20 protein-coding genes are annotated in these 22,823 nt (G+C 71.4%); 4 read left to right on the forward strand and 16 right to left on the reverse strand.

Features of this window, described 5'->3' with window-relative positions; all coding sequences use genetic code 11:
- Positions 1-50: 50 nt before the first annotated feature.
- The gene (locus AOQ37_RS12335) at positions 51-1,391 is read right to left on the reverse strand and encodes an MFS transporter (protein ID WP_062644162.1); all 1,341 of its coding nucleotides are present in this window, start codon (positions 1,389-1,391) and stop codon (positions 51-53) included.
- A 306-nt stretch (positions 1,392-1,697) separates the two neighbouring features.
- The gene (locus AOQ37_RS12340; RefSeq protein WP_062644164.1) at positions 1,698-2,369 is read right to left on the reverse strand and encodes a TetR/AcrR family transcriptional regulator; all 672 of its coding nucleotides are present in this window, start codon (positions 2,367-2,369) and stop codon (positions 1,698-1,700) included.
- A 159-nt stretch (positions 2,370-2,528) separates the two neighbouring features.
- On the opposite strand from AOQ37_RS12340, the gene AOQ37_RS12345 reads away from it, so the two are divergent.
- Both AOQ37_RS12345 and AOQ37_RS12350 read left to right on the forward strand, forming a co-directional pair.
- Entirely contained in the window at positions 2,529-3,425 is an 897-nt protein-coding gene (locus AOQ37_RS12345; RefSeq protein WP_062644166.1) for a shikimate dehydrogenase, read from the forward strand.
- A 178-nt stretch (positions 3,426-3,603) separates the two neighbouring features.
- Entirely contained in the window at positions 3,604-5,412 is a 1,809-nt protein-coding gene (locus tag AOQ37_RS12350; protein ID WP_062644499.1) for a bifunctional sugar phosphate isomerase/epimerase/4-hydroxyphenylpyruvate dioxygenase family protein, read from the forward strand.
- Between the two features lie 12 nt (positions 5,413-5,424).
- Here AOQ37_RS12350 and AOQ37_RS12355 read toward each other — a convergent pair whose 3' ends face one another.
- The 8 genes from AOQ37_RS12355 to tkt are packed head-to-tail and all read right to left on the reverse strand — an operon-like array spanning position 5,425 to position 15,758.
- Complete coding sequence (locus AOQ37_RS12355) at positions 5,425-6,867, reverse strand: hypothetical protein (RefSeq protein ID WP_062644167.1); 1,443 nt, start codon at positions 6,865-6,867, stop codon at positions 5,425-5,427.
- Between the two features lie 42 nt (positions 6,868-6,909).
- Complete coding sequence (locus tag AOQ37_RS12360) at positions 6,910-7,503, reverse strand: histidine phosphatase family protein (protein WP_062644169.1); 594 nt, start codon at positions 7,501-7,503, stop codon at positions 6,910-6,912.
- A gap of 8 nt (positions 7,504-7,511) precedes the next feature.
- Complete coding sequence (gene gnd, locus AOQ37_RS12365; protein WP_062644502.1) at positions 7,512-8,393, reverse strand: phosphogluconate dehydrogenase (NAD(+)-dependent, decarboxylating); 882 nt, start codon at positions 8,391-8,393, stop codon at positions 7,512-7,514.
- A gap of 18 nt (positions 8,394-8,411) precedes the next feature.
- Positions 8,412-10,052: a glucose-6-phosphate isomerase gene (pgi, locus tag AOQ37_RS12370; protein WP_062644171.1), complete on the reverse strand. Its 1,641-nt coding sequence runs from the start codon at positions 10,050-10,052 to the stop codon at positions 8,412-8,414.
- Positions 10,045-10,980: a glucose-6-phosphate dehydrogenase assembly protein OpcA gene (gene opcA, locus AOQ37_RS12375; RefSeq protein ID WP_062644173.1), complete on the reverse strand. Its 936-nt coding sequence runs from the start codon at positions 10,978-10,980 to the stop codon at positions 10,045-10,047. Before opcA ends, pgi begins: the two co-directional genes overlap by 8 nt.
- On the reverse strand, positions 10,977-12,521 hold the full coding sequence (gene zwf, locus AOQ37_RS12380) for a glucose-6-phosphate dehydrogenase (protein WP_062644175.1): 1,545 nt from the start codon (positions 12,519-12,521) through the stop codon (positions 10,977-10,979). The genes opcA and zwf overlap by 4 nt, the downstream gene beginning before the upstream one ends.
- The gene (tal, locus tag AOQ37_RS12385; RefSeq protein WP_062644176.1) at positions 12,518-13,663 is read right to left on the reverse strand and encodes a transaldolase; all 1,146 of its coding nucleotides are present in this window, start codon (positions 13,661-13,663) and stop codon (positions 12,518-12,520) included. Before tal ends, zwf begins: the two co-directional genes overlap by 4 nt.
- A 19-nt stretch (positions 13,664-13,682) precedes the next feature.
- Positions 13,683-15,758, reverse strand: coding sequence for a transketolase (tkt, locus tag AOQ37_RS12390; RefSeq protein WP_062644178.1), 2,076 nt, complete (start codon positions 15,756-15,758; stop codon positions 13,683-13,685).
- Between the two features lie 167 nt (positions 15,759-15,925).
- On the opposite strand from tkt, the gene AOQ37_RS12395 reads away from it, so the two are divergent.
- Entirely contained in the window at positions 15,926-16,828 is a 903-nt protein-coding gene (locus AOQ37_RS12395) for a helix-turn-helix domain-containing protein (RefSeq protein WP_062644180.1), read from the forward strand.
- 102 nt (positions 16,829-16,930) lie between these two features.
- On the opposite strand, the gene AOQ37_RS12400 is transcribed toward AOQ37_RS12395, so the two are convergent.
- From AOQ37_RS12400 to AOQ37_RS12420, 6 genes are all read right to left on the reverse strand, one after another.
- Entirely contained in the window at positions 16,931-18,322 is a 1,392-nt protein-coding gene (locus AOQ37_RS12400; protein ID WP_062644181.1) for a glycoside hydrolase family 16 protein, read from the reverse strand.
- Positions 18,323-18,493: 171 nt separating this feature from the next.
- Positions 18,494-19,753 carry a L,D-transpeptidase gene (locus AOQ37_RS12405; protein ID WP_062644183.1) on the reverse strand — a complete coding sequence of 420 codons (1,260 nt, stop codon included), beginning with the start codon at positions 19,751-19,753 and terminating at the stop codon, positions 18,494-18,496.
- A 141-nt stretch (positions 19,754-19,894) separates the two neighbouring features.
- Positions 19,895-20,083 (reverse strand): GNAT family N-acetyltransferase, encoded by a 189-nt coding sequence (locus AOQ37_RS41240; RefSeq protein WP_234436880.1) that lies wholly within the window; start codon positions 20,081-20,083, stop codon positions 19,895-19,897.
- Between the two features lie 15 nt (positions 20,084-20,098).
- Positions 20,099-20,332: a hypothetical protein gene (locus AOQ37_RS41245; protein ID WP_234436881.1), complete on the reverse strand. Its 234-nt coding sequence runs from the start codon at positions 20,330-20,332 to the stop codon at positions 20,099-20,101.
- A gap of 84 nt (positions 20,333-20,416) precedes the next feature.
- Positions 20,417-21,196: an IclR family transcriptional regulator gene (locus AOQ37_RS12415; protein ID WP_062644185.1), complete on the reverse strand. Its 780-nt coding sequence runs from the start codon at positions 21,194-21,196 to the stop codon at positions 20,417-20,419.
- Positions 21,197-21,214: 18 nt separating this feature from the next.
- Positions 21,215-21,640: a MarR family winged helix-turn-helix transcriptional regulator gene (locus tag AOQ37_RS12420; protein WP_062644186.1), complete on the reverse strand. Its 426-nt coding sequence runs from the start codon at positions 21,638-21,640 to the stop codon at positions 21,215-21,217.
- Between the two features lie 242 nt (positions 21,641-21,882).
- On the opposite strand from AOQ37_RS12420, the gene AOQ37_RS12425 reads away from it, so the two are divergent.
- Positions 21,883-22,800, forward strand: a complete 918-nt coding sequence (locus AOQ37_RS12425; RefSeq protein ID WP_062644188.1) for an SDR family NAD(P)-dependent oxidoreductase — start codon at positions 21,883-21,885, stop codon at positions 22,798-22,800.
- Positions 22,801-22,823 lie beyond the last annotated feature (23 nt).

Here is a 22,823-nt window from a genome sequence, read left to right on the forward strand (position 1 = left end):
CACCGGGGGGTGCCGGTCCGGCTTCCCGGGGCGGTCCGACGGGCCCGGGATCAGGCGGACACCGTCTCCGGCTGTGACGCCTTGCGCGTCTCCCGCTCGCCCAGCTGCTCCGTCGGGATCTTCGCCGTCTCCCGGGCCGACAGCACCGCGATCACCGGCGGGACGCACAGCGCCGCCGTGAAGAGGGCCACCGAGGACCAGTCGTCGCCGTCCGGGCCCGCGATCTGCGCGGCGAAGGTGACCGCGAAACCGGCCACGGCGAAGCCGATCTGGGTGCCGATCGCCATGCCGGACAGGCGGACGCGGGTCGAGAACATCTCGCCGTAGAAGGAGGGCCACACGCCGTTCGCGGCGCTGTAGACCACGCCGAAGGCGGCGATGCCCAGCAGCAGGATCAGCGGATAGGAGCCGGTGGAGATAGCCCACAGGTAGGCGAACATCATGATCGCGCTGCCGGCCGCGCCGATCAGGTAGACCGGACGGCGGCCGATGCGGTCGGAGAGCGTGGCCCAGGCCGGGATGGCCACCAGCGCGACCACGTTGGCCAGCGCGCCCACCCACAGCATGGAGGTGCGGCTCATCCCGACCGAGTCGCTGGTCGCGTACGCCAGCGCCCACACGGTGAAGATGGTGCTGACCGACGCGACGAGCGCGCCCGCGACCACCCGCAGCACGTCCGCCCAGTGGTCGCGCAGCAGGACCGCCAGCGGCAGCTTGACGACCTCACCGCTGGCCTGCTGGGCGGCGAAGGCCGGGGTCTCCTCCAGCTTGCGGCGGATGACGTAGCCGACGACGGCGACCGCGATGCTCAGCCAGAACGGGACCCGCCAGCCCCAGGACAGCAACTGCTGCTCGGGGAGGGCCGCGATCGGGATGAAGACGAGCGTGGCGAGCAACTGGCCGCCCTGGGTGCCGCTGAGGGTGAAACTGGTGAAGAAGCCCCGTCGTTGCGACGGCGCGTGTTCCAGCGTCATGGAGTTGGCGCTGGCCTGCTCGCCGGCCGCGGAGATGCCCTGGAGGACGCGGCAGAGCACCAGCAGGACGGGCGCGAGGGTGCCGACCTGCGCACGGGTGGGCAGGCAGCCGATGAGGAACGTCGAGACGCCCATCAGGATGAGCGTGAAGACCATGATCTTCTTGCGGCCCACGCGGTCGCCGAAGTGGCCGAGGAAGAGCGCGCCGACGGGCCGGGCCGCGTAGGCGACACCGAAGGTGGCCAGCGACAGCAGGGTCGCGGTGGCCGGGTCGGACTCGTCGAAGAAGACCTTCGGGAAGATCAGTGCTGCCGCGCTGCCGTAGATGAAGAAGTCGTAGTACTCCAGAGCACTGCCGATCCAGGCCGCCGTGGCGGCTTTCTTCGGCTGGCCGGGAGGTGCGGCGGGGACGGACACGGCGTGCTCCTTCGAGGGAACTCCAACGTACGTGGAGTGAGGCAAGGGGAGTAGGGCCGGTTCCCTGGGGTGCGGGGCGGCTGCGCCGGGTGCGTGCCCGGCTAATTAACCCACTGGGTAGTTAGTAGCGGATGGCTACGGATGTTGCGCCGATGTTTCTCCGCTGTCAATAGGGGGCGCCGAGGGAACTTCCCGCGGAAGCGTCCCGTCGTTCCCCGCGGATCACCCGGCCCGGCCGCCGCCCGACCGCCACCCGGCCGCCGCCGCTCGACGGGTGGCGCCCGCCGACCGCGTCGGTCCGCCGCGTCAGTCCGCCGTGCGTTCCGCCGTCAGGTAGGCGATCACCATGTCGCCGAGCATGGTGCGGTAGTGCTCCCGCTGGGCCGGGTCGACCAGGTCGCGGCCGAACAGGGCGCCGAACGTGTGCCGGTTGGCGACCCGGAAGAAGCAGAACGAGCTGATCATCGCGTGCAGGTCCACGGCGTCGACGTCGGCCGTGAACAGGCCGGACTCCCGCCCCGAGGCCAGGATGCGGCCGATCACGTCGAGCGCGGGGGAGCCGATCCGCCCGAGCTTCTCGGAGCCGGCGATGTGCTCGGCCTCGTGGATGTTCTCGATGCTCACCAGCCGGATGAAGTCCGGGTGCTGCTCATGGTGGTCGAAGGTCAGCTCCGCGAGTCGGCGGATGGCCGCGACCGGGTCGAGGTGCTCGACGTCGAGCTCCTGCTCGGCCTCGCGGATCACGCCGTACGCCCGCTCCAGGACGGCGGTGAAGAGCTGCTCCTTGCCGCCGAAGTAGTAGTAGATCATCCGCTTCGTGGTGCTGGTGCGGGCCGCGATGTCGTCGACCCGGGCTCCGGCGTAGCCGACCCGGGCGAATTCCAGGGTCGCCACGTCGAGGATCTCGGCCCGGGTCCGGGCGGCGTCGCGCATGCGCCCGTTGCCATGGGGTCGTGCCGGTTCGTCGACGCTGGTCATCCAGGTTCCTTCGGGCGGCGTGGGTGCAGTGTCGAGATTCTAGAAGCCCGCCCCCGTCCCGTGACGCGACAGGGCTTCCCTCGGACCCCGCCCCGGTGTTATGACTAACTCACCAGTTCGTACGCTAACCAGGATCCGTCGACCGATCAGGAGGTCCTCGTGGCCGTCGTTCTCAAGGACTCGTATCTCGTCGGGCTGATCGGCTCCGGTATCGGCCCGTCGCTCAGCCCGGCGCTGCACGAGCGGGAGGCCGGCCGGCAGGGGCTGCGGTACGTCTACCGGCTCATCGACATCGACGTGCTGGGGGTCGGGCCCGAGGCCGTGGGTGATCTGGTGCGCGCCGCCCGTGACCTCGGCTTCGACGGGCTCAACATCACGCACCCGTGCAAGCAGCTGGTCATCCCGCACCTCGACGGTCTCGCCCCGCAGGCCGAGGCGCTCGGCGCGGTCAACACCGTGGTCTTCGAGGACGGCCGTGCCGTCGGCCACAACACCGATGTCACCGGTTTCGCCGCCTCCTTCGCGCGCGGTCTGCCGGACGTCGCGCTGGAGCGGGTGGTGCAGCTGGGCGCCGGAGGCGCGGGCGCGGCCGTCGCGCACGCCACCCTCACGCTGGGGGCCGGGCAGGTCACCGTCGTGGACGCGGTCGTCGAACGGGCCGCGGAGCTCGCCGGTTCCCTCGACCGGCACTTCGGGCCCGGCCGGGCCGAGGCCGCGGGACCGGACCGGCTGGCCGATCTGCTGGCACGGGCCGACGGCGTCGTGCACGCCACCCCCACCGGCATGGCCGCCCACCCCGGACTGCCCTTCCCGGCCGGGCTGCTGCGTCCCGACCTGTGGGTCGCGGAGGTCGTCTACCGTCCGCTGGAGACCGAGCTGCTGCGCACCGCGCGCGCGGTCGGCTGCGCGACTCTCGACGGCGGCGGCATGGCCGTCTTCCAGGCCGTGGACGCCTTCCGCCTGTTCACCGGCCGGGAGCCGGACAGCGTCGCCATGCTGGCCGACTTCGCGGAGATGGCCCGTGGCGCGGACCACCCGGCCGGCCACACCGTATGACAGCCCACGGCCCCCTTCCCCGGACGGCCGCGGCCGCGCCGTACGGCAGCCGTGGCTCACGCCGTATGACAGCCGCGGGTCGTTCGTGGTCGGTCGTGTCGCCCGGGTGGCACGGCCGCGGGATTTCACGCCCCGCGCCCCGCAGGGGACGCGGGCCAGCCTTCGAAGGAGCATGACCGTGCGTACCTCGATAGCCACCGTCTCCCTCAGCGGATCCCTCACCGAGAAGCTCACGGCCGCGGCCCGGGCCGGGTTCGACGGTGTGGAGATCTTCGAGAACGACCTGCTCACGAGCCCCCTCACCCCGGAGGAGATCCGCGCCCGCTGCGCCGATCTCGGCCTCGGCATCGAGCTCTACCAGCCGATGCGGGACATCGAGGCGGTGCCGGCCGAGGTGTTCGCCCGCAATCTGCGCCGCGCCCGGCACAAGTTCGCGCTGATGGAGCGGCTCGGCGCGGACACCGTCCTGGTCTGCTCCAGCGTCTCCCCGCTCGCGACCGACGACGACGGACTCGCCGCCGGTCAGCTGAGCGAGCTCGCCGATCTGGCGCGGGACTTCGGCATCCGTGTCGCCTACGAGGCGCTCGCCTGGGGGCGGCACGTGAGCACCTGGGACCATGCCTGGCGCATCGTCGAGGCGGCCGGCCACCCCGCGCTCGGCACCTGCCTGGACAGCTTCCACATCCTGTCCCGGAGCTCCGGTCCGAAGGGTCTCGAAGGCATCGAGGACATCCCCGGCGAGAAGATCTTCTTCCTCCAGCTGGCCGACGCGCCGCTGCTCGGCATGGACGTCCTCCAGTGGAGCCGCCACCACCGCTGCTTCCCCGGGCAGGGCGGCTTCGACATCGCCGGGCTGGTGAAGCACGTGCTGCGCACCGGTTATGACGGACCGCTCTCGCTCGAGGTCTTCAACGACGTCTTCCGGCAGGCCGAGGCGGGCCCGACCGCCGTGGACGCCCGCCGCTCCCTGCTGATCCTCCAGGAGGAGGCCGGCATCCGGGCCCTGCCCGCGCCCGCCTCGCCCACCGGGGTCGCCTTCGCCGAACTGGTCACCCACGACGCCGAACCCGTCGCGGCCCTCCTCACCGGCCTGGGCTTCGTCCGTACCGCCCGGCACCGCGGCAAGCCGGTCGAGCTGTGGGAGCAGGGCGAGGCCCGTGTCCTGGTCAACACCGGTCCGGCGGCCCGGCGTGACGGCACCACCCTGACCGCGATCGGCCTTGAGTCACCGGACCCGGCGGCCGCCGCCCGCCGGGCCGAGGCACTGCTCGCCCCCGTCCTGCCCCGCCGGCGCGCCGCCGAGGACGCCCCGCTCGACGCCGTCGCGGCCCCCGACGGCACGGAGCTCTTCCTGTGCGCGACGAACCGGCCCGGACTGCCCGACTGGCGTGCCGACTTCGTGGACGTGCCGCACACCCCCGCCGCCCCGGCGGCCCCGCACGCCCCGGTCGGCGTCCGCATCGACCATGTGGCGCTCACCCAGCCCTGGCACCAGTTCGACGAGGCGGTCCTCTTCCACCGCGGTGTCCTCGGCCTGGACGCCCAGGAGAGCGTCGACGTCGCCGACCCCTACGGGCTGCTGCGCAGCCGCGCCGTGACCAACGCCGACGGCAGCGTCAGGTTCCCGCTCACCGTCGGCGCGGCCCCCGGTGACGACACCGCGCAGGCCCGGCACATCGCGCTGGCCACCGCCGACGTGGTCGCCGCGGCCCGCCGCTTCACCGAGGCCGGTGGACGCCTGCTGCCCGTCCCGGCGAACTACTACGACGACCTCGAGGCCCGCTTCGAGTTCGCCGAAGGGGAGCTGGAGACCTACCGCGAGCTAGGCATCCTCTACGACCGGGACGCGCACGGCGTCTTCCGGCACTGCTACACGCACACCGTCGGCCGGGTCTTCTTCGAACTCGTGCAGCGCGACGGCGGCTACCGGGGCTACGGCGCCGTCAACGCGCCGGTGCGGCTGGCCGCCCAGCACACCGCGCGCTGACCGCGCGCCGACCTACTGCCGGCTGACCGTCCGGGTCACACCGGCGACGACCGTCGTGGCCAGGATCCACCCGGTCACGATGAGGACGTACGACAACGACCGGTACCAGCCGGTCGGCGCGAACGCGCTCTCCTGACCGAAGGAGATCACGGGCAGCAGCAGGTCGAGGGTGTAGAAGACCGGGTCGAACTCGGGCGCCTCACCGGCCTTGAGCGGGGGCGGGTGGTGCCCGGCGTACGCGATCGAGCCGACGGCCAGCAGGGACAGCAGCCAGACGGCCGCGCGCAGCGGGCGGAACCCGTAGCCGACGGCCGCGTCCTGGAGGTGGCCCCACGCCCGGCCGTACCAGGGCAGGGTGCCGCGATGGCGGCGCTGCTTGGCCAGTTGCACCACCCGCGCGGACCGGTCGTCGCCGGTACGGCGGTAGGCGGCCGTGAGCTGCTCGTAGGCGTGCGGGTCGAACGCGCCGTCGTCGCGCTCCAGCATCGGCAGCCGGCGCTCGGCGGGCTCGTGCGGGGTCAGGAAGGTGTAGGTGAGATCGAGCAGCCGCACCTGGTCGGGCAGCATCTCCGGCTCCAGCTGGAGCTGGCCCACCTCGGCGCGCCGCAGATTGAGCCGGCCCTCGATCGGCGGGCCCTCGCGCAGCCAGAGTTCCCCCAGGACACAGCTGCTGGCCCGCAGCGCGGTGTCGCCCGGGTTGGACAGGGAGGTCCGCAGCAGATCCACCCGGCCCGGGACGCGGGAGCCCCGCAGATCGATCCGGCCGTGTGCGCGCAGCCGCCGGCCCAGCAGGTTGGCCCCCACGTCGAGGGACTCCGCGGTCAGCACCTGGGCGCCGGGGTTGCTCAGTTCGGCGTCCTCCAGGTCGATCGAGCCGGTGACCGAGGCTCCGTCGAGCCGGATCAGGCCCTGGGTGCGCAGACCGCGGGCGCAGAGGTCGTCGTCGATGGAGACCTGGTTGAGCTGGAGGGCGGGCTGCGCGGGGTCCGTCGTGGCGACCTCCGCCCCGTCGAGGTACAGCGCGCCCGAGATCTGCGCCCTGCTGAGGTGCACGGGGCCGCCGATCCGGCAGCGGGTCAGCCGCAGGCCCCCGTCGATCCGGGTGTGCGACGCGTCCAGGCCGGGCAGCTCGGAGTCGCGCAGGCTGACGTAGCCGAGCTGGGCGCCGACCAGTCGCGGGGCCTCGTCGAAGCGGCAGTGGGCCAGCCGGATCATGCTGTCGACGACCGCGTACCGCAGGTCGAGGAGTCCGGTGATCCGCGCCCCGGCCACCTTGAGGGCGGCTATCTCCCCGGGCTCGCGGGGGCCGTTGAGGAGCAGTGCCCGCAACACCGCCGCCCGGACGGCGCGTTCGGGGCCGTTCGCCTCCCCCTGGCCCCGGAAGTCGACGGTCGTCCCCGTGGCGAAGGCCCGCCGGAGTCGCTGTTCGGCCGGTGTCAGATCGTTGATCTCCATCAGCCGCGACTCTGGCGGGCCCTGCCGAGCGGTGTCAACCGGCTACGCCCGGGTGTTCCATTCGGCGATCACGGGTCGCCCGTGCTCCGTGGACAGCCGGCTCAGGGTGCCCGTGGCCAGCTGGAACAACCGCCCCTCGGCGGGCGGCAGTCCGAGCCGACGGGCCGTCAGCACCCGGAGGAAATGGGCATGGGCGACGAGGACGACGTCACCGTCGTCGCCCGCCAGCGCCGAGTCCACCCGGGCCAGCACCCGGTCGGCACGCCGCCCGATCTCCTCGGGCGACTCGCCGGGACGACCGTCCGGGCCGGGCGGCACACCGTCGGTCCACAGGTCCCAGCCGGGCCGGGTGCGGTGGATGTCGGCGGTGGTGACGCCCTCGTAGCCGCCGTAGTCCCACTCCCGAAGATCGGGTTCGGTCCCGGCAACGGCGAGGCCGGCGAGTTCGGCGGTGCGTATCGCCCGGTGCAGCGGGCTGGTCAGGGCGAGCGAGAGGGTCCGGCCGGAGAGGAGCGGAGCGAGCGACTTGGCCTGTTCCTCACCGTGTCCGGTGAGGGGCAGGTCGGTGAAGCTGGTGTGCTGCCCCGACACGCTCCACTCCGTCTCCCCGTGGCGGACCAGCAGCAGATCCCCCACGGCCGGGCCTACTTCTTCGCCGATTCGACGGCGTGGCCGCCGAACTGGTTGCGCAGCGCCGCGATCATCTTCATCTGCGGCGAGTCCTCCTGGCGGGAGGCGAACCGGGCGAACAGGGACGCGGTGATGGCGGGCAGCGGCACGGCGTTGTCGATGGCGGCCTCGACCGTCCAGCGGCCCTCGCCGGAGTCCTCCGCGTAACCGCGCAGCCTGTCGAGGTGCACGTCCTCGTCGAGGGCGTTGACGGCCAGGTCGAGCAGCCAGGACCGGATGACGGTCCCCTCCTGCCAGGAGCGGAAGACCTCGCGCACGTTCTCCACGGAGTCGACCTTCTCCAGCAGCTCCCAGCCCTCGGCGTAGGCCTGCATCATGGCGTACTCGATGCCGTTGTGGACCATCTTCGAGAAGTGACCGGCGCCGACCTTGCCCGCGTGGACGAAGCCGTACGGGCCCTCCGGCTTGAGCGCGTCGAAGACCGGCTGCACCTTGGCGACATGCGCGACGTCGCCGCCGACCATCAGGGCATAGCCGTTCTGGAGGCCCCAGACGCCGCCGGACACACCCGCGTCGACGAAGCCGATGCCCTTGGCGCCGAGCTCCTTGGCGTGCTTCTCGTCGTCCGTCCAACGGGAGTTGCCGCCGTCGACGACGGTGTCGCCGCTCTCGAGCAGGTCGCCGAGCTCGTCGATGACGGACTGGGTGGCCTCGCCGGCCGGGACCATCACCCAGACGACGCGCGGCGCTTCGAGCTTCTCGACGAGTTCGGCGAGATCGCTGACGTCGGAGACCTCGGGGTTGCGGTCGTAGCCGATGACGGTGTGGCCGGCGCGGCGGATGCGCTCGCGCATGTTGCCGCCCATCTTGCCCAGACCGATCAGGCCCAGCTGGATCGATGTCATGTCAGTTCACTACTTCCTGAGTTCGCGGTAGGCGGCGACGAGAGCGGCGGTGGAGGGGTCGAGGCCGGGGACCTCGGCGCCCTCGGTGAGGGCGGGTTCGACGCGCTTGGCGAGGACCTTGCCGAGCTCCACGCCCCACTGGTCGAAGGAGTCGATGTTCCACACGGCGCCCTGCACGAACACCTTGTGCTCGTACAGCGCGACGAGCTGGCCGATCACCGACGGGGTCAGCTCGGGGCTGAGGATCGTGGTGGTGGGGTGGTTGCCCTGGAAGGTGCGGTGCGCCACCTGCTCCTCGGGCACCTCTTCCGCCCGGACCTCGTCGGCGGTCTTGCCGAAGGCGAGCGCCTGTCCCTGCGCGAACAGGTTGGCCATCAACAGGTCGTGCTGGGACTTGAGTTCATCGCTCAGCTCGTCGAGCGGACGGGCGAAGCCGATCAGGTCGGCCGGGATCAGCTTCGTGCCCTGGTGGATCAACTGGTAGTAGGCGTGCTGACCGTTGGTGCCCGGAGTGCCCCACACCACCGGACCGGTCTGCCACCGCACGGGGTGCCCCTCGCGGTCCACCGACTTGCCGTTCGACTCCATGTCGAGCTGCTGGAGGTAGGCGGTGAACTTCGAGAGGTAGTGGCTGTAGGGGAGCACGGCGTGCGACTGCGCGTCGAAGAAGTTGCCGTACCAGATGCCCAGCAGGCCAAGGATCAAAGGGGCGTTGGACTCGGCGGGGGCGGTGCGGAAGTGGTCGTCGACGATCCTGAACCCGTCCAGCAGTTCGCGGAACCGTGCCGGGCCGATGGCGATCATCAGCGACAGGCCGATCGCCGAGTCGAAGGAGTAGCGGCCGCCGACCCAGTCCCAGAACTCGAACATGTTGGCCGTGTCGATGCCGAAATCGGCGACCTTCTCGGCGTTCGTCGACAGCGCGACGAAGTGCCGCGCCACTGCCTTCTCCTCGCCGCCCAGCCCGGCCAGCAGCCAGGAGCGGGCCGAGGTGGCGTTGGTGATCGTCTCGATCGTGGTGAAGGTCTTGGAGGCGACGATGAACAGCGTCTCGGCCGGGTCCAGGTCGCGGACCGCCTCGTGGAGGTCGGCGCCGTCGACGTTGGAGACGAACCGGAAGGTCAGCGAGCGGTCCGTGTACGCCCGCAGTGCCTCGTAGGCCATCGCGGGGCCCAGGTCGGAGCCGCCGATGCCGATGTTGACGACGTTCCTGATCCGCTTGCCGGTGTGGCCCGTCCACTCACCGGAGCGCACGCGCTCGGCGAAGCCGCTCATGCGGCCGAGGACGGCGTGGACCTCGGGGACGACGTTCTTCCCGTCGACCTCCACGACGGTCCCGGTGGGGGCCCGCAGCGCGGTGTGCAGGACGGCGCGGTCCTCGGTGATGTTGATCTTCTCGCCGCGGAACATGGCGTCGCGCAGCCCGAACACGTCGGTGGCGGCGGCGAGTTCGCGCAGCAGGGCGAGCGTCTCGTCGGTGACCAGGTTCTTGGAGAAGTCGATGCGCAGGTCCCCGACGCGCACCACGTAGCGCTCCGCGCGCTCCGGGTCCGTCGCGAACAGCTCCCGCAGATGGGTCTGCCACCGGGCGCGGTGGTCCTTCAGCGCGGTCCACTCGGGCCGCTGGTCGAGCCGGGGGGTGTCAGACATGGGAAGGGGTCTCCTTGGTGCCCTCGCCGCGCAGGGCGACGGCGTACATCTCGTCCGCGTCGAGGCGCCTGAGCTCCTCGGCGATGAGTTCGGAGGTGGCCCGGACCTTCAGCGCGAGGGTGCGCGAGGGCTGGCCGGGCAGGGTGAGCGTGGCGAGCGGACCCTCGGGGCGGTCGATGACGATCTCGCCGTTCGCGGTGCCGAGGCGGACGGCGGTGACGACGGGCCCGGCGGTCACCACCCGGTCGACGACGACGTTCAGCCGGGCCTCCAGCCAGCGCGCGAGGAGCTCGGCGCTGGGGTTGTCGGCCTCGCTCTCCACGGCCGCCGAGACGATCGGCACCTGTGCCTGGTCCAGGGCCGCCGCGAGCATCGAGCGCCACGGGGTGAGCCTGGTCCAGGCCAGGTCGGTGTCGCCGGGCGCGTAGGACTTCACGCGCGCCTCCAGGGCCGTCAGGGGCCGCTCGACGGCGTACATGTCGGTGATCCTGCGCTGCGCGAGGGCGCCCAGCGGGTCCTTGGCGGGGTTCATCGGCGCGTCCACCGGCCACCACACGACGACCGGCGCGTCCGGGAGCAGGAGCGGCAGGACGACGGAGTCGGCGTGGTCGGAGACCTCGCCGTACGTCCGCAGGATGACCGTCTCGCCGGTGCCCGCGTCCGCGCCCACCCGGACCTCGGCGTCGAGGCGGGCGTTGGTGCGGTCGCGCGGGCTGCGGGCGTGCCGCTTGATGACGACCAGGGTGCGCGAGGGGTGCTCGTGCGAGGCCTCCTCGGCCGCCTTGATCGCGTCGTAGGCGTTCTCCTCGTCCGTGACGATGACCATCGTCAGGACCATGCCCACGGCCGGTGTGCCGATGGCGCGGCGACCCTTCACCAGCGCCTTGTTGATCTTGCTTGCCGTGGTGTCGGTCAGGTCGATCTTCATGGCCTGCGCCAGCTCCGTCCGTCTCGTGCGAGCATCTCGTCGGCTTCCTCGGGTCCCCAGCTGCCCGAGGCGTACTGCGCCGGCTTGCCGTGCCGTGCCCAGTACTCCTCGATCGGGTCGAGGATCTTCCAGGACTCTTCCACTTCCTGGTGGCGGGGGAACAGGTTGGCGTCCCCGAGCAGCACATCCAGGATGAGGCGCTCGTAGGCCTCCGGGCTGGACTCGGTGAAGGACTCGCCGTAGGCGAAGTCCATCGTGACGTCCCGGATCTCCATCGAGGTGCCCGGAACCTTGGAGCCGAACCGCACCGTGATGCCCTCGTCCGGCTGGACGCGGATGACGATCGCGTTCGCGCCGAGTTCCTCGGTGGCGGTGGAGTCGAAGGGGGAGTGCGGGGCGCGCTGGAAGACGACCGCGATCTCGGTGACGCGGCGGCCGAGGCGCTTGCCGGTGCGCAGGTAGAACGGCACGCCCGCCCAGCGGCGGTTGTCGACGTTCAGCTTCACGGCGGCGTAGGTGTCCGTCGTGGAGGCCGGGTCGATGCCGTCCTCCTCCAGGTAGCCCCTCACCTTCTCGCCGCCCTGCCAGGCGCTCGCGTACTGCCCGCGCACGGTGTGCTTGCCCAGCTCCTCGGGCAGCTTCACCGCCCTGAGCACCTTGAGCTTCTCGGTGAGCAGCGCGTCGGCGTCGAAGGAGGCCGGCTCCTCCATGGCCGTGAGGGCCATGAGCTGGAGCAGGTGGTTCTGGATGACGTCACGGGCGGCGCCGATGCCGTCGTAGTAGCCGGCCCGGCCGCCGATGCCGATGTCCTCGGCCATGGTGATCTGCACGTGGTCCACGTACGACCGGTTCCAGATCGGTTCGAACATGGTGTTGGCGAAGCGCAGGGCCAGGATGTTCTGGACGGTCTCCTTGCCCAGGTAGTGGTCGATGCGGAACACCTGGTCCGGCTCGAACACGTCGTGCACGACCGCGTTCAGGTCCTGCGCGCTGGCCAGGTCGTGGCCGAAGGGCTTCTCGATGACGGCCCGTCGCCAGGACCCCTGCCGCCCCTTCGCCAGCCCGTGCTTCTTGAGCTGCTCGACGACCTTGGGGAAGAACTTCGGCGGTACGGAGAGGTAGAAGGCGAAGTTGCCGCCCGTGCCGCGCGAGGCGTCCAGCTCCTCGACGGCGTTCCGCAGCTGCTTGAACGCCGTGTCGTCGTCGAAGTCGCCGGGGACGAACCGCATGCCCTCGGCGAGCTGCTGCCAGACCTCCTCGCGGAACGGCGTCCGGGAGTGCTCGCGCACCGCGTCGTGGACGACCTGCGCGAAGTCCTGGTCCTCCCAGTCGCGGCGGGCGAAGCCGACGAGCGAGAAGCCCGGCGGGAGCAGACCGCGGTTGGCGAGGTCGTAGACCGCCGGCATCAGCTTCTTGCGGGACAGGTCGCCGGTCACGCCGAAGATGACGAGGCCGGAGGGCCCCGCGATACGGGGCAGGCGCCGGTCGCGGGCGTCCCGCAGGGGGTTCTCCCAGGCCGCGCCGAGACTGCTGCTGCTCATTCCGCGTCAACTCCCTTGCTCATCAGCGACTTCGTGACCGCGTCCAGAAGGTCCTGCCACGCCACCGCGAACTTGGCGACACCCTCTTCCTCCAACCGGGTGACGACCTCGTCGTAGGAGATGCCGAGCGCCTCGACGGCGGCGAGGTCGGCACGCGCCTGGGCGTAGCCGCCGGTGACGGTGTCACCGGTGATGACGCCGTGGTCGGCGGTGGCGTCCAGAGTGGCCTCGGGCATGGTGTTGACCGTGCCCGGTGCGACCAGGTCGTCCACGTACAGCGTGTCCTTGTACGCAGGATCCTTCACTCCGGTGGATGCCCACAGCGGGCGCTGCCGGTTCGCCCCGGCCCCGGCGAGCGCGGTCCAGCGGTCGCCCGCGAAGACCTCCTCGTACGCCTGGTAGGCCAGCCGCGCGTTGGCCAGCGCCGCCCTTCCCTTCAGGGCGCGGGCCGCGTCGGTGCCCAGCGCGGTCAGCCGCTTGTCGATCTCGGAGTCGACGCGGGAGACGAAGAAGGAGGCCACCGAGTGGATCGTGGAGAGGTCGAGGCCCCTGGCGGCGGCCTGCTCCAGGCCCGCCAGGTAGGCGTCGATGACCTCGCGGTAGCGCTCCAGCGAGAAGATCAGCGTGACGTTGACGCTGATGCCGAGACCGATGACCTCGGTGATCGCCGGCAGACCGGCCCGGGTCGCCGGGATCTTGATCATGACGTTGGGGCGGTCGACGAGCCAGGCGAGCTGCTTGGCCTCGGCGACGGTGGCGGCGGTGTGATGGGCCAGACGGGGGTCGACCTCGATGGAGACCCGGCCGTCCCGGCCTCCCGTCGCCGTGTACACGGGACGCAGGATGTCGGCCGCGGCCCGCACATCGGCCGTCGTCATCATCCGTACGGCCTCGTCGACCGTGACACCCCGCACCGCCAGGTCGGCGAGCTGCTCCTCGTACCCCTCGCCGGAACCGATCGCGGCCTGGAAGATGGACGGGTTGGTGGTGACGCCGACGACGTTCTTCGTGGCGACGAGTCCGGCGAGGTTGCCGGAGGCGATCCGCTTGCGCGACAGGTCGTCCAGCCAGATGGAGACGCCCTCGTCGGACAGGCGGTCCAGTGCTCCCGCGGTCGCGGTTGCTTCGGTCACTTCGATCATCTTCTTTCTGGCGGTCGGATCAACCACGCGCGGCAAGGAGGGATTCCCGGGCCGCGGCGGCCACGTTCTCGGCGGTGAAGCCGTACTCGGCGAACAGGGTCTTCGCGTCGGCGGAGGCGCCGAAGTGCTCCAGGGAGACGATGCGTCCCGCGTCCCCCACGAACCGGTACCAGGTCAGGCCGATGCCCGCCTCGACGGCGACGCGGGCCTTCACGGACGGCGGCAGGACGCGGTCGCGGTACTCGCGCGGCTGCTCGTCGAACCACTCCACGGACGGCATCGACACCACCCGGACGCCGATTCCCTCGGCCTCGAGCGTCTCGCGCGCGGCGACGGCCAGCTGCACCTCGGAGCCGGTGGCGATCAGGACGACGTCGGGCGTCGCGGTGGAGGACTCCGCCAGGACGTAACCGCCCTTCGCCGCGTCCGGGTTCGGCGCGTACGTCGGCACGCCCTGACGGGTGAGGGCCAGACCGTGCGGGGCGGGCCGGGTGGCGTGCCGCCGCAGTACCTCGGCCCAGGCGATCGCCGTCTCGTTGGCGTCGGCCGGGCGGACCACGTTCAGGCCCGGGATCGCGCGCAGCGAGGCCAGGTGCTCCACCGGCTGGTGGGTCGGGCCGTCCTCACCGAGGCCGACCGAGTCGTGCGTCCACACGTAGGTCACGGGCAGCTGCATCAGCGCCGACATCCGCACGGCGTTGCGCATGTAGTCCGAGAACACCAGGAAGGTGCCGCCGTAGATGCGGGTGTTGCCGTGCAGGGCGATGCCGTTCATCTCGGCGGCCATCGAGAACTCGCGGATACCGAAGTGGACCGTACGGCCGTACGGGCTCGCCCCGGGCAGCGGGTTGCCCTCGGGGAGGAACGAGGACGTCTTGTCGATCGTGGTGTTGTTGGAACCGGCCAGGTCGGCGGAGCCGCCCCACAGCTCGGGCAGGACCGCCCCGAGCGACTGGAGCACCTTGCCGGAGGCGGCGCGGGTGGCGACCGGCTTGCCGGGCTCGAACACCGGCAGCGCGTCCTCCCAGCCCTCGGGCAGCTGACCGGCGAGGACCCGGTCGAACAGCTGGGCGCGCGCGGGATCGGCACCGCGCCACTTCTCCAGCTGCTTGTCCCAGGCCGCGTGGGCCTCGGCGCCCCGGTCGAGGGCGGCCCGGGTGTGCGCGAGGACCTCGTCGGAGACCTCGAAGCTGCGCTCGGGGTCGAAGCCGAGGAGACGCTTGGTGGCGGCGACCTCCTCCGAGCCGAGCGCCGAGCCGTGGGAGGCCTCGGTGTTCCGGGCGTTCGGGGCCGGCCAGGCGATGATCGTGCGCAGCGAGATGATCGAGGGGCGCCCGGTCTCGGCCTGTGCCGCCTTCAGGGCCGCGTACAGGGCGGGGACGTCGACGTCGCCGTCCTCGGTGGGCTCCACGCGCCGGGTGTGCCAGCCGTAGGCCTCGTAGCGCTTCAGCACGTCCTCGGAGAAGGCGGTGGCGGTGTCGCCCTCGATGGAGATGTGGTTGTCGTCGTAGACGAGGACGAGGTTGCCGAGCTTCTGGTGGCCGGCGAGGGACGAGGCCTCGGCGGAGACACCCTCCTCCAGGTCGCCGTCGGAGACGATGCCCCAGACGGTGTGGTCGAACGGCGACTCGCCGCGCGGGGCGTCCGGGTCGAACAGGCCGCGCTCGAAGCGGGCGGCCATCGCCATGCCGACGGCGTTCGCGACGCCCTGGCCGAGCGGACCGGTGGTCGTCTCGACGCCGGCGGTGTGCCCGTACTCGGGATGGCCGGGCGTCTTCGAGCCGTGCGTACGGAAGCTCTTGAGGTCCGCCAGCTCCAGCTCGTAGCCGGAGAGGAAGAGCTGGGTGTAGAGGGTCAGCGAGGTGTGGCCGGGGGACAGGACGAAGCGGTCACGGCCCGTCCACTCGGGGTCCGCCGGGTCGTGTCGCATCACCTTCTGAAAGATCGTGTAGGCGACCGGCGCCAGGCTCATGGCGGTTCCGGGGTGGCCGTTGCCCACCTGCTGCACGGCATCCGCCGCCAGTAGACGTGCGGTGTCGATGGCACGCCGGTCAAGTTCGGTCCACTCGAAGTTGTTCGGTGTCTGCGTGCTCATCTTCAAGAAATCCTCGATAGGAGGGGGTCAGCTGCTCTGATGTGTTCAAACCTAAAAGTCTGACTTTTAGGGGGGAAGGTCTCCCTGTGTCAGCCTGTGGTGAAAGTGGGACACCCGCGGGCGACAGATGAGCCCGCCGGGCGGCAATCGGGCGGCATGAGACGGACATGGTGGACACACATACCCAAGACGGCGCCGGTGAGGGCATCAGAACCTTCCCCTTTCCCGTCGAACTCAGCGTCGGCGGCGTCGGCATGCAGGTGGGCCCCATGGGCGCGGGCCGCACCTGGCACACCGACGCGCCGCTGGACCGTGTGCACCGCATCGACTTCCACGTGGTGATGCTCTTCGACGACGGCCCCGTCCGCCACATGATCGACTTCGCCGAGCACCAGGCGGCGGCCGGCGACGTGCTGTGGATCCGGCCGGGCCAGGTCCACCGTTTCTCGAAGTCGAGCGAGTACCGCGGAACGGTGCTGACCATGCAGCCCGGCTTTCTGCCGCGCGCCACCGTCGAGGCGGCGGGGCTGTACCGCTACGACCTGCCTCCGCTGCTGCGCCCGGACGCGCGGCAGCTCGCGGGCCTGCGCGCGGCGCTGACGTATCTGCGCGGGGAGTACGACGACGGCGGTGCCGAGGGCACGCTGCCGCTGAGTCTGCACACGGCGGTGCTGCGGCACTCGCTCACCGCGTTCCTGCTCCGGCTGGCGCACCTCGCGGCGAGCAGCGCGGAGGCGGCGCGCGGCCGGGCCGACACCACGTTCACCCTCTTCCGGGACGCCGTGGAACGGGACTTCGCCACCAACCACAGCGTCAGCGCCTACGCCGACGCGCTCGGCTACTCCCGCCGCACTCTCGTGCGCGCGGTACGCGCCGCCACCGGCGAGACGCCCAAGGGCTTCATCGACAAGCGGGTCGTCCTGGAGGCGAAGCGGCTGCTCGCCCACACGGACCTGCCGATCGGCCGGGTGGGGGCGGCGGTGGGCTTCCCCGATCCGGCCAACTTCTCCAAGTTCTTCCAACTGCACACGGGAAACACCCCGGTGGCCTTCCGCGCGGAACTGCGCTGAGGCGACCGGGGTGCGCTCGGACCGACCGGGAGGGCGTCGCGCGCGGTGCCGGGAGCCGGCCCGTGCGGGAGGGCCGGCCGCCCGGTGCCGTGCGGCCTGCGGTCAGTGCCTGAAGGTGAACCAGTTGACGTTCACGAAGTCGGCCGGCTGGCCGCTGGTGAAGGTCAGATAGACGTCGTGGGTGCCGGTGACCGAGCTGATGTTCGCCGGGACCGTCCGCCACGACTGCCAGCCACCGGTGTTGGCCACCGCGAAGCTGCCGACGGGCGTCGCCGTACGGCTGTCGAGGCGTACCTCGACCAGGCCGCTGACCCCGCCGGCCGCGCCGCTCGCGACCCGTGCGCTGAACTGGGTCGCCGCCGCCGAACCGAAGGTGACGCCCTTGTAGAGCGCGTAGTCGCCGTTCGCGAGGGCGCCGATGTTCTGGCCGCCGCCGGTGTCCGTGGTCGTCTCGGTGATCGTGCCGGAGTTGCTGTCGTACGACTCGGCCTGGATCGTGCCGTAGGCGTCACGGCTGCCGGACGGCGGGGGCGTGGTACCGCTCCCACCGCCCGCGGCCTGGAGCACCTGCACGTAGTCCACGACCATCGGGTGACCGGGCTGGGTGTCGCCGTCCAGACCGCCGCCGAAGGCGTCCGGGAAGCCGCCGCCCATCGCGACGTTCAGGATCACGAAGTAGCCGTGGTTCGTGGCGTTGGTCCAGGTCGTCGCGTCGACCTGGTTCGCGGTGACGGTGTGGTAGTTGACCCCGTCGACGTAGAAGCGGATCGCCTCCGGGGACGCCGAGCGGTCCCACTCCATCGCGTACGTGTGGAAGCCGGACTGGCAGGTCGTGTTGGGACACGCGACCGAGTTGCCGATGCCGGTGGTCTCGTTGCACGGGCCGCCCGGGTTGGTGCCGCAGTGCATCGTCGACCAGACCTTGTTCAGGCCCTGGACGTTCTCCATGATGTCCAGCTCGCCGACCCCGGGCCAGTTCTGGTAGTTGCCGCGGTAGGGCGCGCCGAGTGCCCAGAAGGCGGGCCAGTAGCCCTCGGCGGCGGTGCCGGTCACGTTCGGCATCTGGATGCGGGCCTCCACCCGCAGCTTGCCGCCGGACGGGGGCTGGAAGTCGGTGCGGTTGGTCTCGATGCGGCCCGAGGTCCAGCGGCCCGCGGAGTCGCGCAGCGGCGTGATGCGCAGGTTGCCGTTGCCGTCGAGCGAGACGTTGGCGGTGCTGTTGGTCATCGTCTCGACCTCGCCGGTGCCCCAGTTGGCGGGCCCGCCCGGGTACGAGGTCCCGGTGCTGTACTGCCAGTTGGAGGTGTTCACCCCGGTGCCCGCCGCACCGGTGAAGTCGTCGAGGAAGACCTGCGTCCAGCCGGTCGGGGGCGTGGGCGCGGAGGCGTTCGCGGGCAGGGTGACGGCCGCCGCGGCGGCGGCGGCCAGACCGAGGGTGCTGAGCACGGCGACGAGCGCGCGTCGCCGTCTGGGTATGCCGGAGGTTGCGCTCATGGGAGGGATGCCTCTCGGGTACGGAGTGATGGGCGCGGGTGTCTTCGAAAGCCTTTGAGAGCGCTCTCAAAGTGGGCCCAATGTGCTCTCCGACCCGAGGGCCGTCAAGACTTAAAGCAAGGAAAGTCCTTTCAGGGCAAGGAAGTTCACGGCTTGAACCACGCAAACGTGTTAAAGCGCGCTGCCCGACTTCCAGTCGTCCCAGGAGAGGTTCCAGCCGTTGAGGCCGTTGGCCGCGGCGACGGTCCTCTCGCCCGAGTTCTTGACGACCACCACGTCGCCGAGCATCGAACTCGCGTAGAACTCGTAGCCCGCGACGGAGTCGTCGTCCGCCCCCTTGGCGTCGTGCAGACCGATACAGCCGTGGCTGGTGTTCCGGCTGCCGAAGATCGAGGCCGAGGCCCAGTAGTTGCCGTGGATGAAGGTGCCCGAGGTGGTCAGCCGCTGGGCATGCGGGACGTCGGAGATGTCGTACTCGTCGCCGAGGCCGACCGTGGAGGACTCCATCCGGGTCTCCTTGAACCGCTCGCTGATCACCATGATCCCGGACCAGGTCGTGTGGTCGGAATCGCCGCCGGAGACCGGGTAGGTGGCCAGGGTGGCGCCGTCCCGCTCGACCACCATCTTCTTGGCGGCCAGGTCCACGGTGCTGATCTGCGCGCGGCCGATGTGGAACGTGACGTCCTTCGACTGCGTGCCGTACACGTCGTCCGCTCCCTCGACGTCCTTCAGCCGCAGACCGAGGCTGATCGTCGTCCCGGCCGCCCAGTACGTCCGCGGGCGGAAGTCCAGCCGGGTGTCGCTGAACCAGTGCCCGACGATCTCCACGGGCGGCTCGGCGGTCACCGTGATCGCCTTCTCCACGGCGGCCCTGTCGGACACGGCGTGCGAGAAGTTGATCGAGACCGGCATGCCCACGCCGGAGGTGGAGTTCGCCTCGGGGGTGAAGTAGCCGACGAAGGTCTCGCCCGGCGACCTGGTGGTGAAGGTGGCCGTCTGCGCGGCGGCGCCTTCGGCCTGGGCGGTCACGGTGTACTTCGTGCCGGAGTAGGGGTCGGCCGAGGACGTCCACGTGGTCGCGCTCTCGTCGAGGGAGCCCGCGAGCGTCGAGCCGTCGTTGCCCGTCACCTTCACCGAGGCGAGTGTGCCGTCGGTCACGGTGACCTCGACGGGGCTGGTGAAGGCCGCCTTCTTGGTCCCGTCGGCGGGGGTGACCGAGATCACCGGCTGCCGGGCGGCCGGCGAGGCCTTCGTGACGGCGGCCGGCGAGGTCCCGGTCCCGGCCGCCGGGTTCTCCGAGGCGTCCGCCGATCCGGAGCCGCACCCGGTCAGCGCGACGGCCGGGACGGCCCCGAGCACGCCCAGGATCCCGCGCCGGGACCAGCCCCGCGGCTGTTGTTCGGACCGGTTCGATATGTGCGAGACGCCCACGGCACGCCTTCCTGAGTTGTCCACCTTTGCGCGTGCATCCTGCGCCTCGGAGATGGGGCGACCCTTTGAATCCCCGGGTCGAAACCTGAGATTCCTGTGAGGACCGCCTGAGCGGCGCCGCGGAGCCGCCGGGCCGGTGGCCTAGGACAGCGGGTGGTCGTAGCGGATGAACCCGTTGAACGACGCCACCTTGTCGTACAGGGCGCGGGCGGTGCCGTTGCCCTCCTGGGCGGTCCGGTACAGCCGGGCGGCGCCACGCTCCCGCGCCGCCCGCGCCACGCGCCCGATCAGCGCCCGGACCGCCCCCCGGCCACGCGCCGCCTCGGCCACGTAGAGGTCCTGGAGCTAGCAGCTGTCCGCCGTCCAGACCGTGGCGTGGAACAGGTAGTGGGCGATGCCCACCAGTTGCCCGTCCGCCCGGGCGCCCAGGGCGTGCACCTCGCCGCCGCCCTGGAGGCGGCCCCACATTGCCTCGTACCCCTCGTCGGGCACCTCCGTGCGGTAGAACCTCTTGTAGCCGCGCGCCAGCACTTCCCAGGCGGCGCGGTCCTGCGGACCCAGTGGGCCGATCTCCGTCATGGTGGGGCATTCTCGCCCGGGACCCCCGCGTCGCCCACCGGGTTCCGCCCCGCGCGGACCACCACCCGTGCCCGGCCCGCGGGTTCAGCCGGTCCCGCCGTCCGGCCGCCAGCCCAGGGCCCGGGAGATCCCGCGCGCCGCGAGGCGTACGGCCGGTGCCAGCACCGGTACCTGCGCGTCGGCGTACGGGACGACGACCGACACGGCGGCCGTCACCGCGCCGTCCGCTCCGCGCACCGGAGCCGCCACCGACAGGGCGTCGTCGGTGACCTGACGGCTGCTCACCGCGACTCCCGACCGCCGGACTTCGGCCAGCACCCGGCGCAACCGCACCGGGTCGGTGATGGTGTGGGCGGTGCAGGCGGCCAACGGCCCGGCGCAGTAGGCGTCCTGGAGTCCGGCGTCGCCGTGCGCCAGCAGCGCCAGCCCCACGCCGGTGACGTGCAGCGGCCAGCGGGCGCCCACCCGGATGTGCACCCCGACGGCCGAACGCCCCGACAGCCACTCGGTGTAGACGACCTCGGACCCGTCCCGCACCGCCAACTGCACGTTTTCGTGCGTGGCTTCGTACAGGTCCTCCAGGTACGGCAGCGCCACCTGGCGCAGCGCGAGTCCGCGCGGCGCCAGCGCCGCGATCTCCCACAGCCGCAGCCCCACGTGGTACACGCCGGACGGGTCCCGTTCCAGGGCGCCCCACTCGGTCAGCGCGCTGACCAGCCGGTGCGCGGTGGTGAGGGTCAGACCGGCGCGGCGGCTGATGTCGGTCAGGGACAGCGCGGGGTGCGTGTGGTCGAACGCGGCGAGCACGGCCAGCAGCCGGCCGGGCGCGGAGCGGGCGGTCCCGGCGAGAGCGCCCTGGTCCATCGGGTCCTCCTCACGTCATCAGGTGAGCCCGTCCTCGGCGATCCGCCGCAGCAGGGTGTGCAGTGTCTCGCGTTCGGCCGGGTCGAGGGGGGCCAGCAGGTCGTTGGTCACGCGCAGGCCGGCCTCGTCGGTGCCGCGCAGGAACGCGCGGCCGTCCTCCGTGAGGACGACGATCCGGCTGCGGCGGTCGTCGGGCGCCGGGCGGCGCTCGGCGAAGCCCAGCTTCTCCAGGTCGTCGACCAGGCCGACGATCGCGCTGGGGTCGTAGCCGAGCCGTGCGCTCAGCTCCCGCTGGAGGGCGCCCTCCGCGGTGGCGAGGAAGCGCAGCACCGCGTAGTGGCGCAGCCGCACCCCCGACTCCTGGAGGAACGTGTTGAACAACTGACCCGAGCGCAGGCCCAGGCGGTACAGCAGGTAACCGGTGTCCGCGTGCAGCCCGCGCATCCACGGCTCGTCCGCGTCGATCGGGGCGGCGTTGCTTGCAGTGTCCTGGCGGGCGATGGCGGGCTCCCTGGGTTCGGTCCCCTTCCGGGGGTGGTGCTGCGTACAGATTCCAGCATGACGCACGCGTAGGACGACAACAACTATTGACGATAACAATTATTGCTCTTAGCTTCGATCTCGTCGTCGTGCTCCCCGCGACACGACGCAGCACCTCCTGCGAACCCATGTGAAGGGACACCGTCGTGCCCAGCATCGATCTCACCGGCAAGGTCGCCGTCGTCACCGGCAGCGGCCGGGGCCTCGGCCTCGCCTATGCCCATGCCCTGGCCGCCCGCGGCGCGTCCGTGGTCGTCAACGACGTCGACGAGGCCGTGGCCGAGCAGGCCGTGAAGTCCCTCGTCGAGGCCGGTGGCACGGCGGTCGCCGAGGTGGTCCCGGTCGGTACGACACAGGCCGCCGACCGGCTGGTGGACCGTGCCGTGCGGGAGTTCGGCCGGCTCGACATCCTGGTCACCAACGCGGGCATCCTGCGCGACAAGGTGCTGTGGAAGATGACCGACGACGACTTCGACGCGGTGATCGCCACCCATCTCAGGGGCACCTTCACCTGCGCCCGGGCCGCCGCCGTACGGATGCGCGAGCAGGGCGAGGGCGGCACGCTGATCCTCGTCGGCTCGCCGGCCGGGCAGCGGGGCAACTTCGGCCAGACGAACTACGCGGCCGCCAAGGCCGGCATCGCCGCCTTCGCCCGCACCTGGTCCATGGAACTGGGCCGCGCGGGCATCACCGTGAACGCGATCGTCCCCGTCGCCGCGACCGCGATGACCGAGACCATCCCGGCCTTCGCCCCGTACGTCGAGGCCCTGAAGAACGGCGAGCCGTTCCCGGACTTCCTGCGCAAGGGCGAGGGCTTCGGCACCCCCGAGGACTGCGCGGCCCTGGTGCCCTTCCTGGCCTCCGAGGCCGCCCGGGGCATCACCGGCCAGGCCATCGGCATCGGCGGTGACAAGCTGGCACTCTGGTCGCATCCGCAGGAGATCCGCGCGGCCTACGCCGACGGCGGCTGGACGCCCGAGACCCTGGCCGACGCCTTCACCACCTCGGTCTGTGCCGAGCTCCAGACGGTCGGCATCCCGGCCCCCACGTTCCCGGAGGCGTGATGAGCCCCGCCACGACCCCCGCC

The organism is Streptomyces maremycinicus, from assembly GCF_001184025.1.
GTDB lineage: Bacteria > Actinomycetota > Actinomycetes > Streptomycetales > Streptomycetaceae > Streptomyces > Streptomyces maremycinicus.

Coding starts and splice junctions, on each gene's coding strand:
- AOQ37_RS12340 (WP_062644164.1), bottom strand. CDS start 2,369: ATGACCAGCGTCGACGAACCGGCACGACCCCATGGCAACGGGCGCATG.
- AOQ37_RS12355 (WP_062644167.1), bottom strand. CDS start 6,867: ATGGAGATCAACGATCTGACACCGGCCGAACAGCGACTCCGGCGGGCC.
- pgi (WP_062644171.1), bottom strand. CDS start 10,052: ATGTCTGACACCCCCCGGCTCGACCAGCGGCCCGAGTGGACCGCGCTG.
- opcA (WP_062644173.1), bottom strand. CDS start 10,980: ATGAAGATCGACCTGACCGACACCACGGCAAGCAAGATCAACAAGGCG.
- zwf (WP_062644175.1), bottom strand. CDS start 12,521: ATGAGCAGCAGCAGTCTCGGCGCGGCCTGGGAGAACCCCCTGCGGGAC.
- tal (WP_062644176.1), bottom strand. CDS start 13,663: ATGATCGAAGTGACCGAAGCAACCGCGACCGCGGGAGCACTGGACCGC.
- tkt (WP_062644178.1), bottom strand. CDS start 15,758: ATGAGCACGCAGACACCGAACAACTTCGAGTGGACCGAACTTGACCGG.
- AOQ37_RS12395 (WP_062644180.1), top strand. CDS start 15,926: ATGGTGGACACACATACCCAAGACGGCGCCGGTGAGGGCATCAGAACC.
- AOQ37_RS12400 (WP_062644181.1), bottom strand. CDS start 18,322: ATGAGCGCAACCTCCGGCATACCCAGACGGCGACGCGCGCTCGTCGCC.
- AOQ37_RS41245 (WP_234436881.1), bottom strand. CDS start 20,332: ATGACGGAGATCGGCCCACTGGGTCCGCAGGACCGCGCCGCCTGGGAA.
- AOQ37_RS12415 (WP_062644185.1), bottom strand. CDS start 21,196: ATGGACCAGGGCGCTCTCGCCGGGACCGCCCGCTCCGCGCCCGGCCGG.
- AOQ37_RS12420 (WP_062644186.1), bottom strand. CDS start 21,640: ATGCGCGGGCTGCACGCGGACACCGGTTACCTGCTGTACCGCCTGGGC.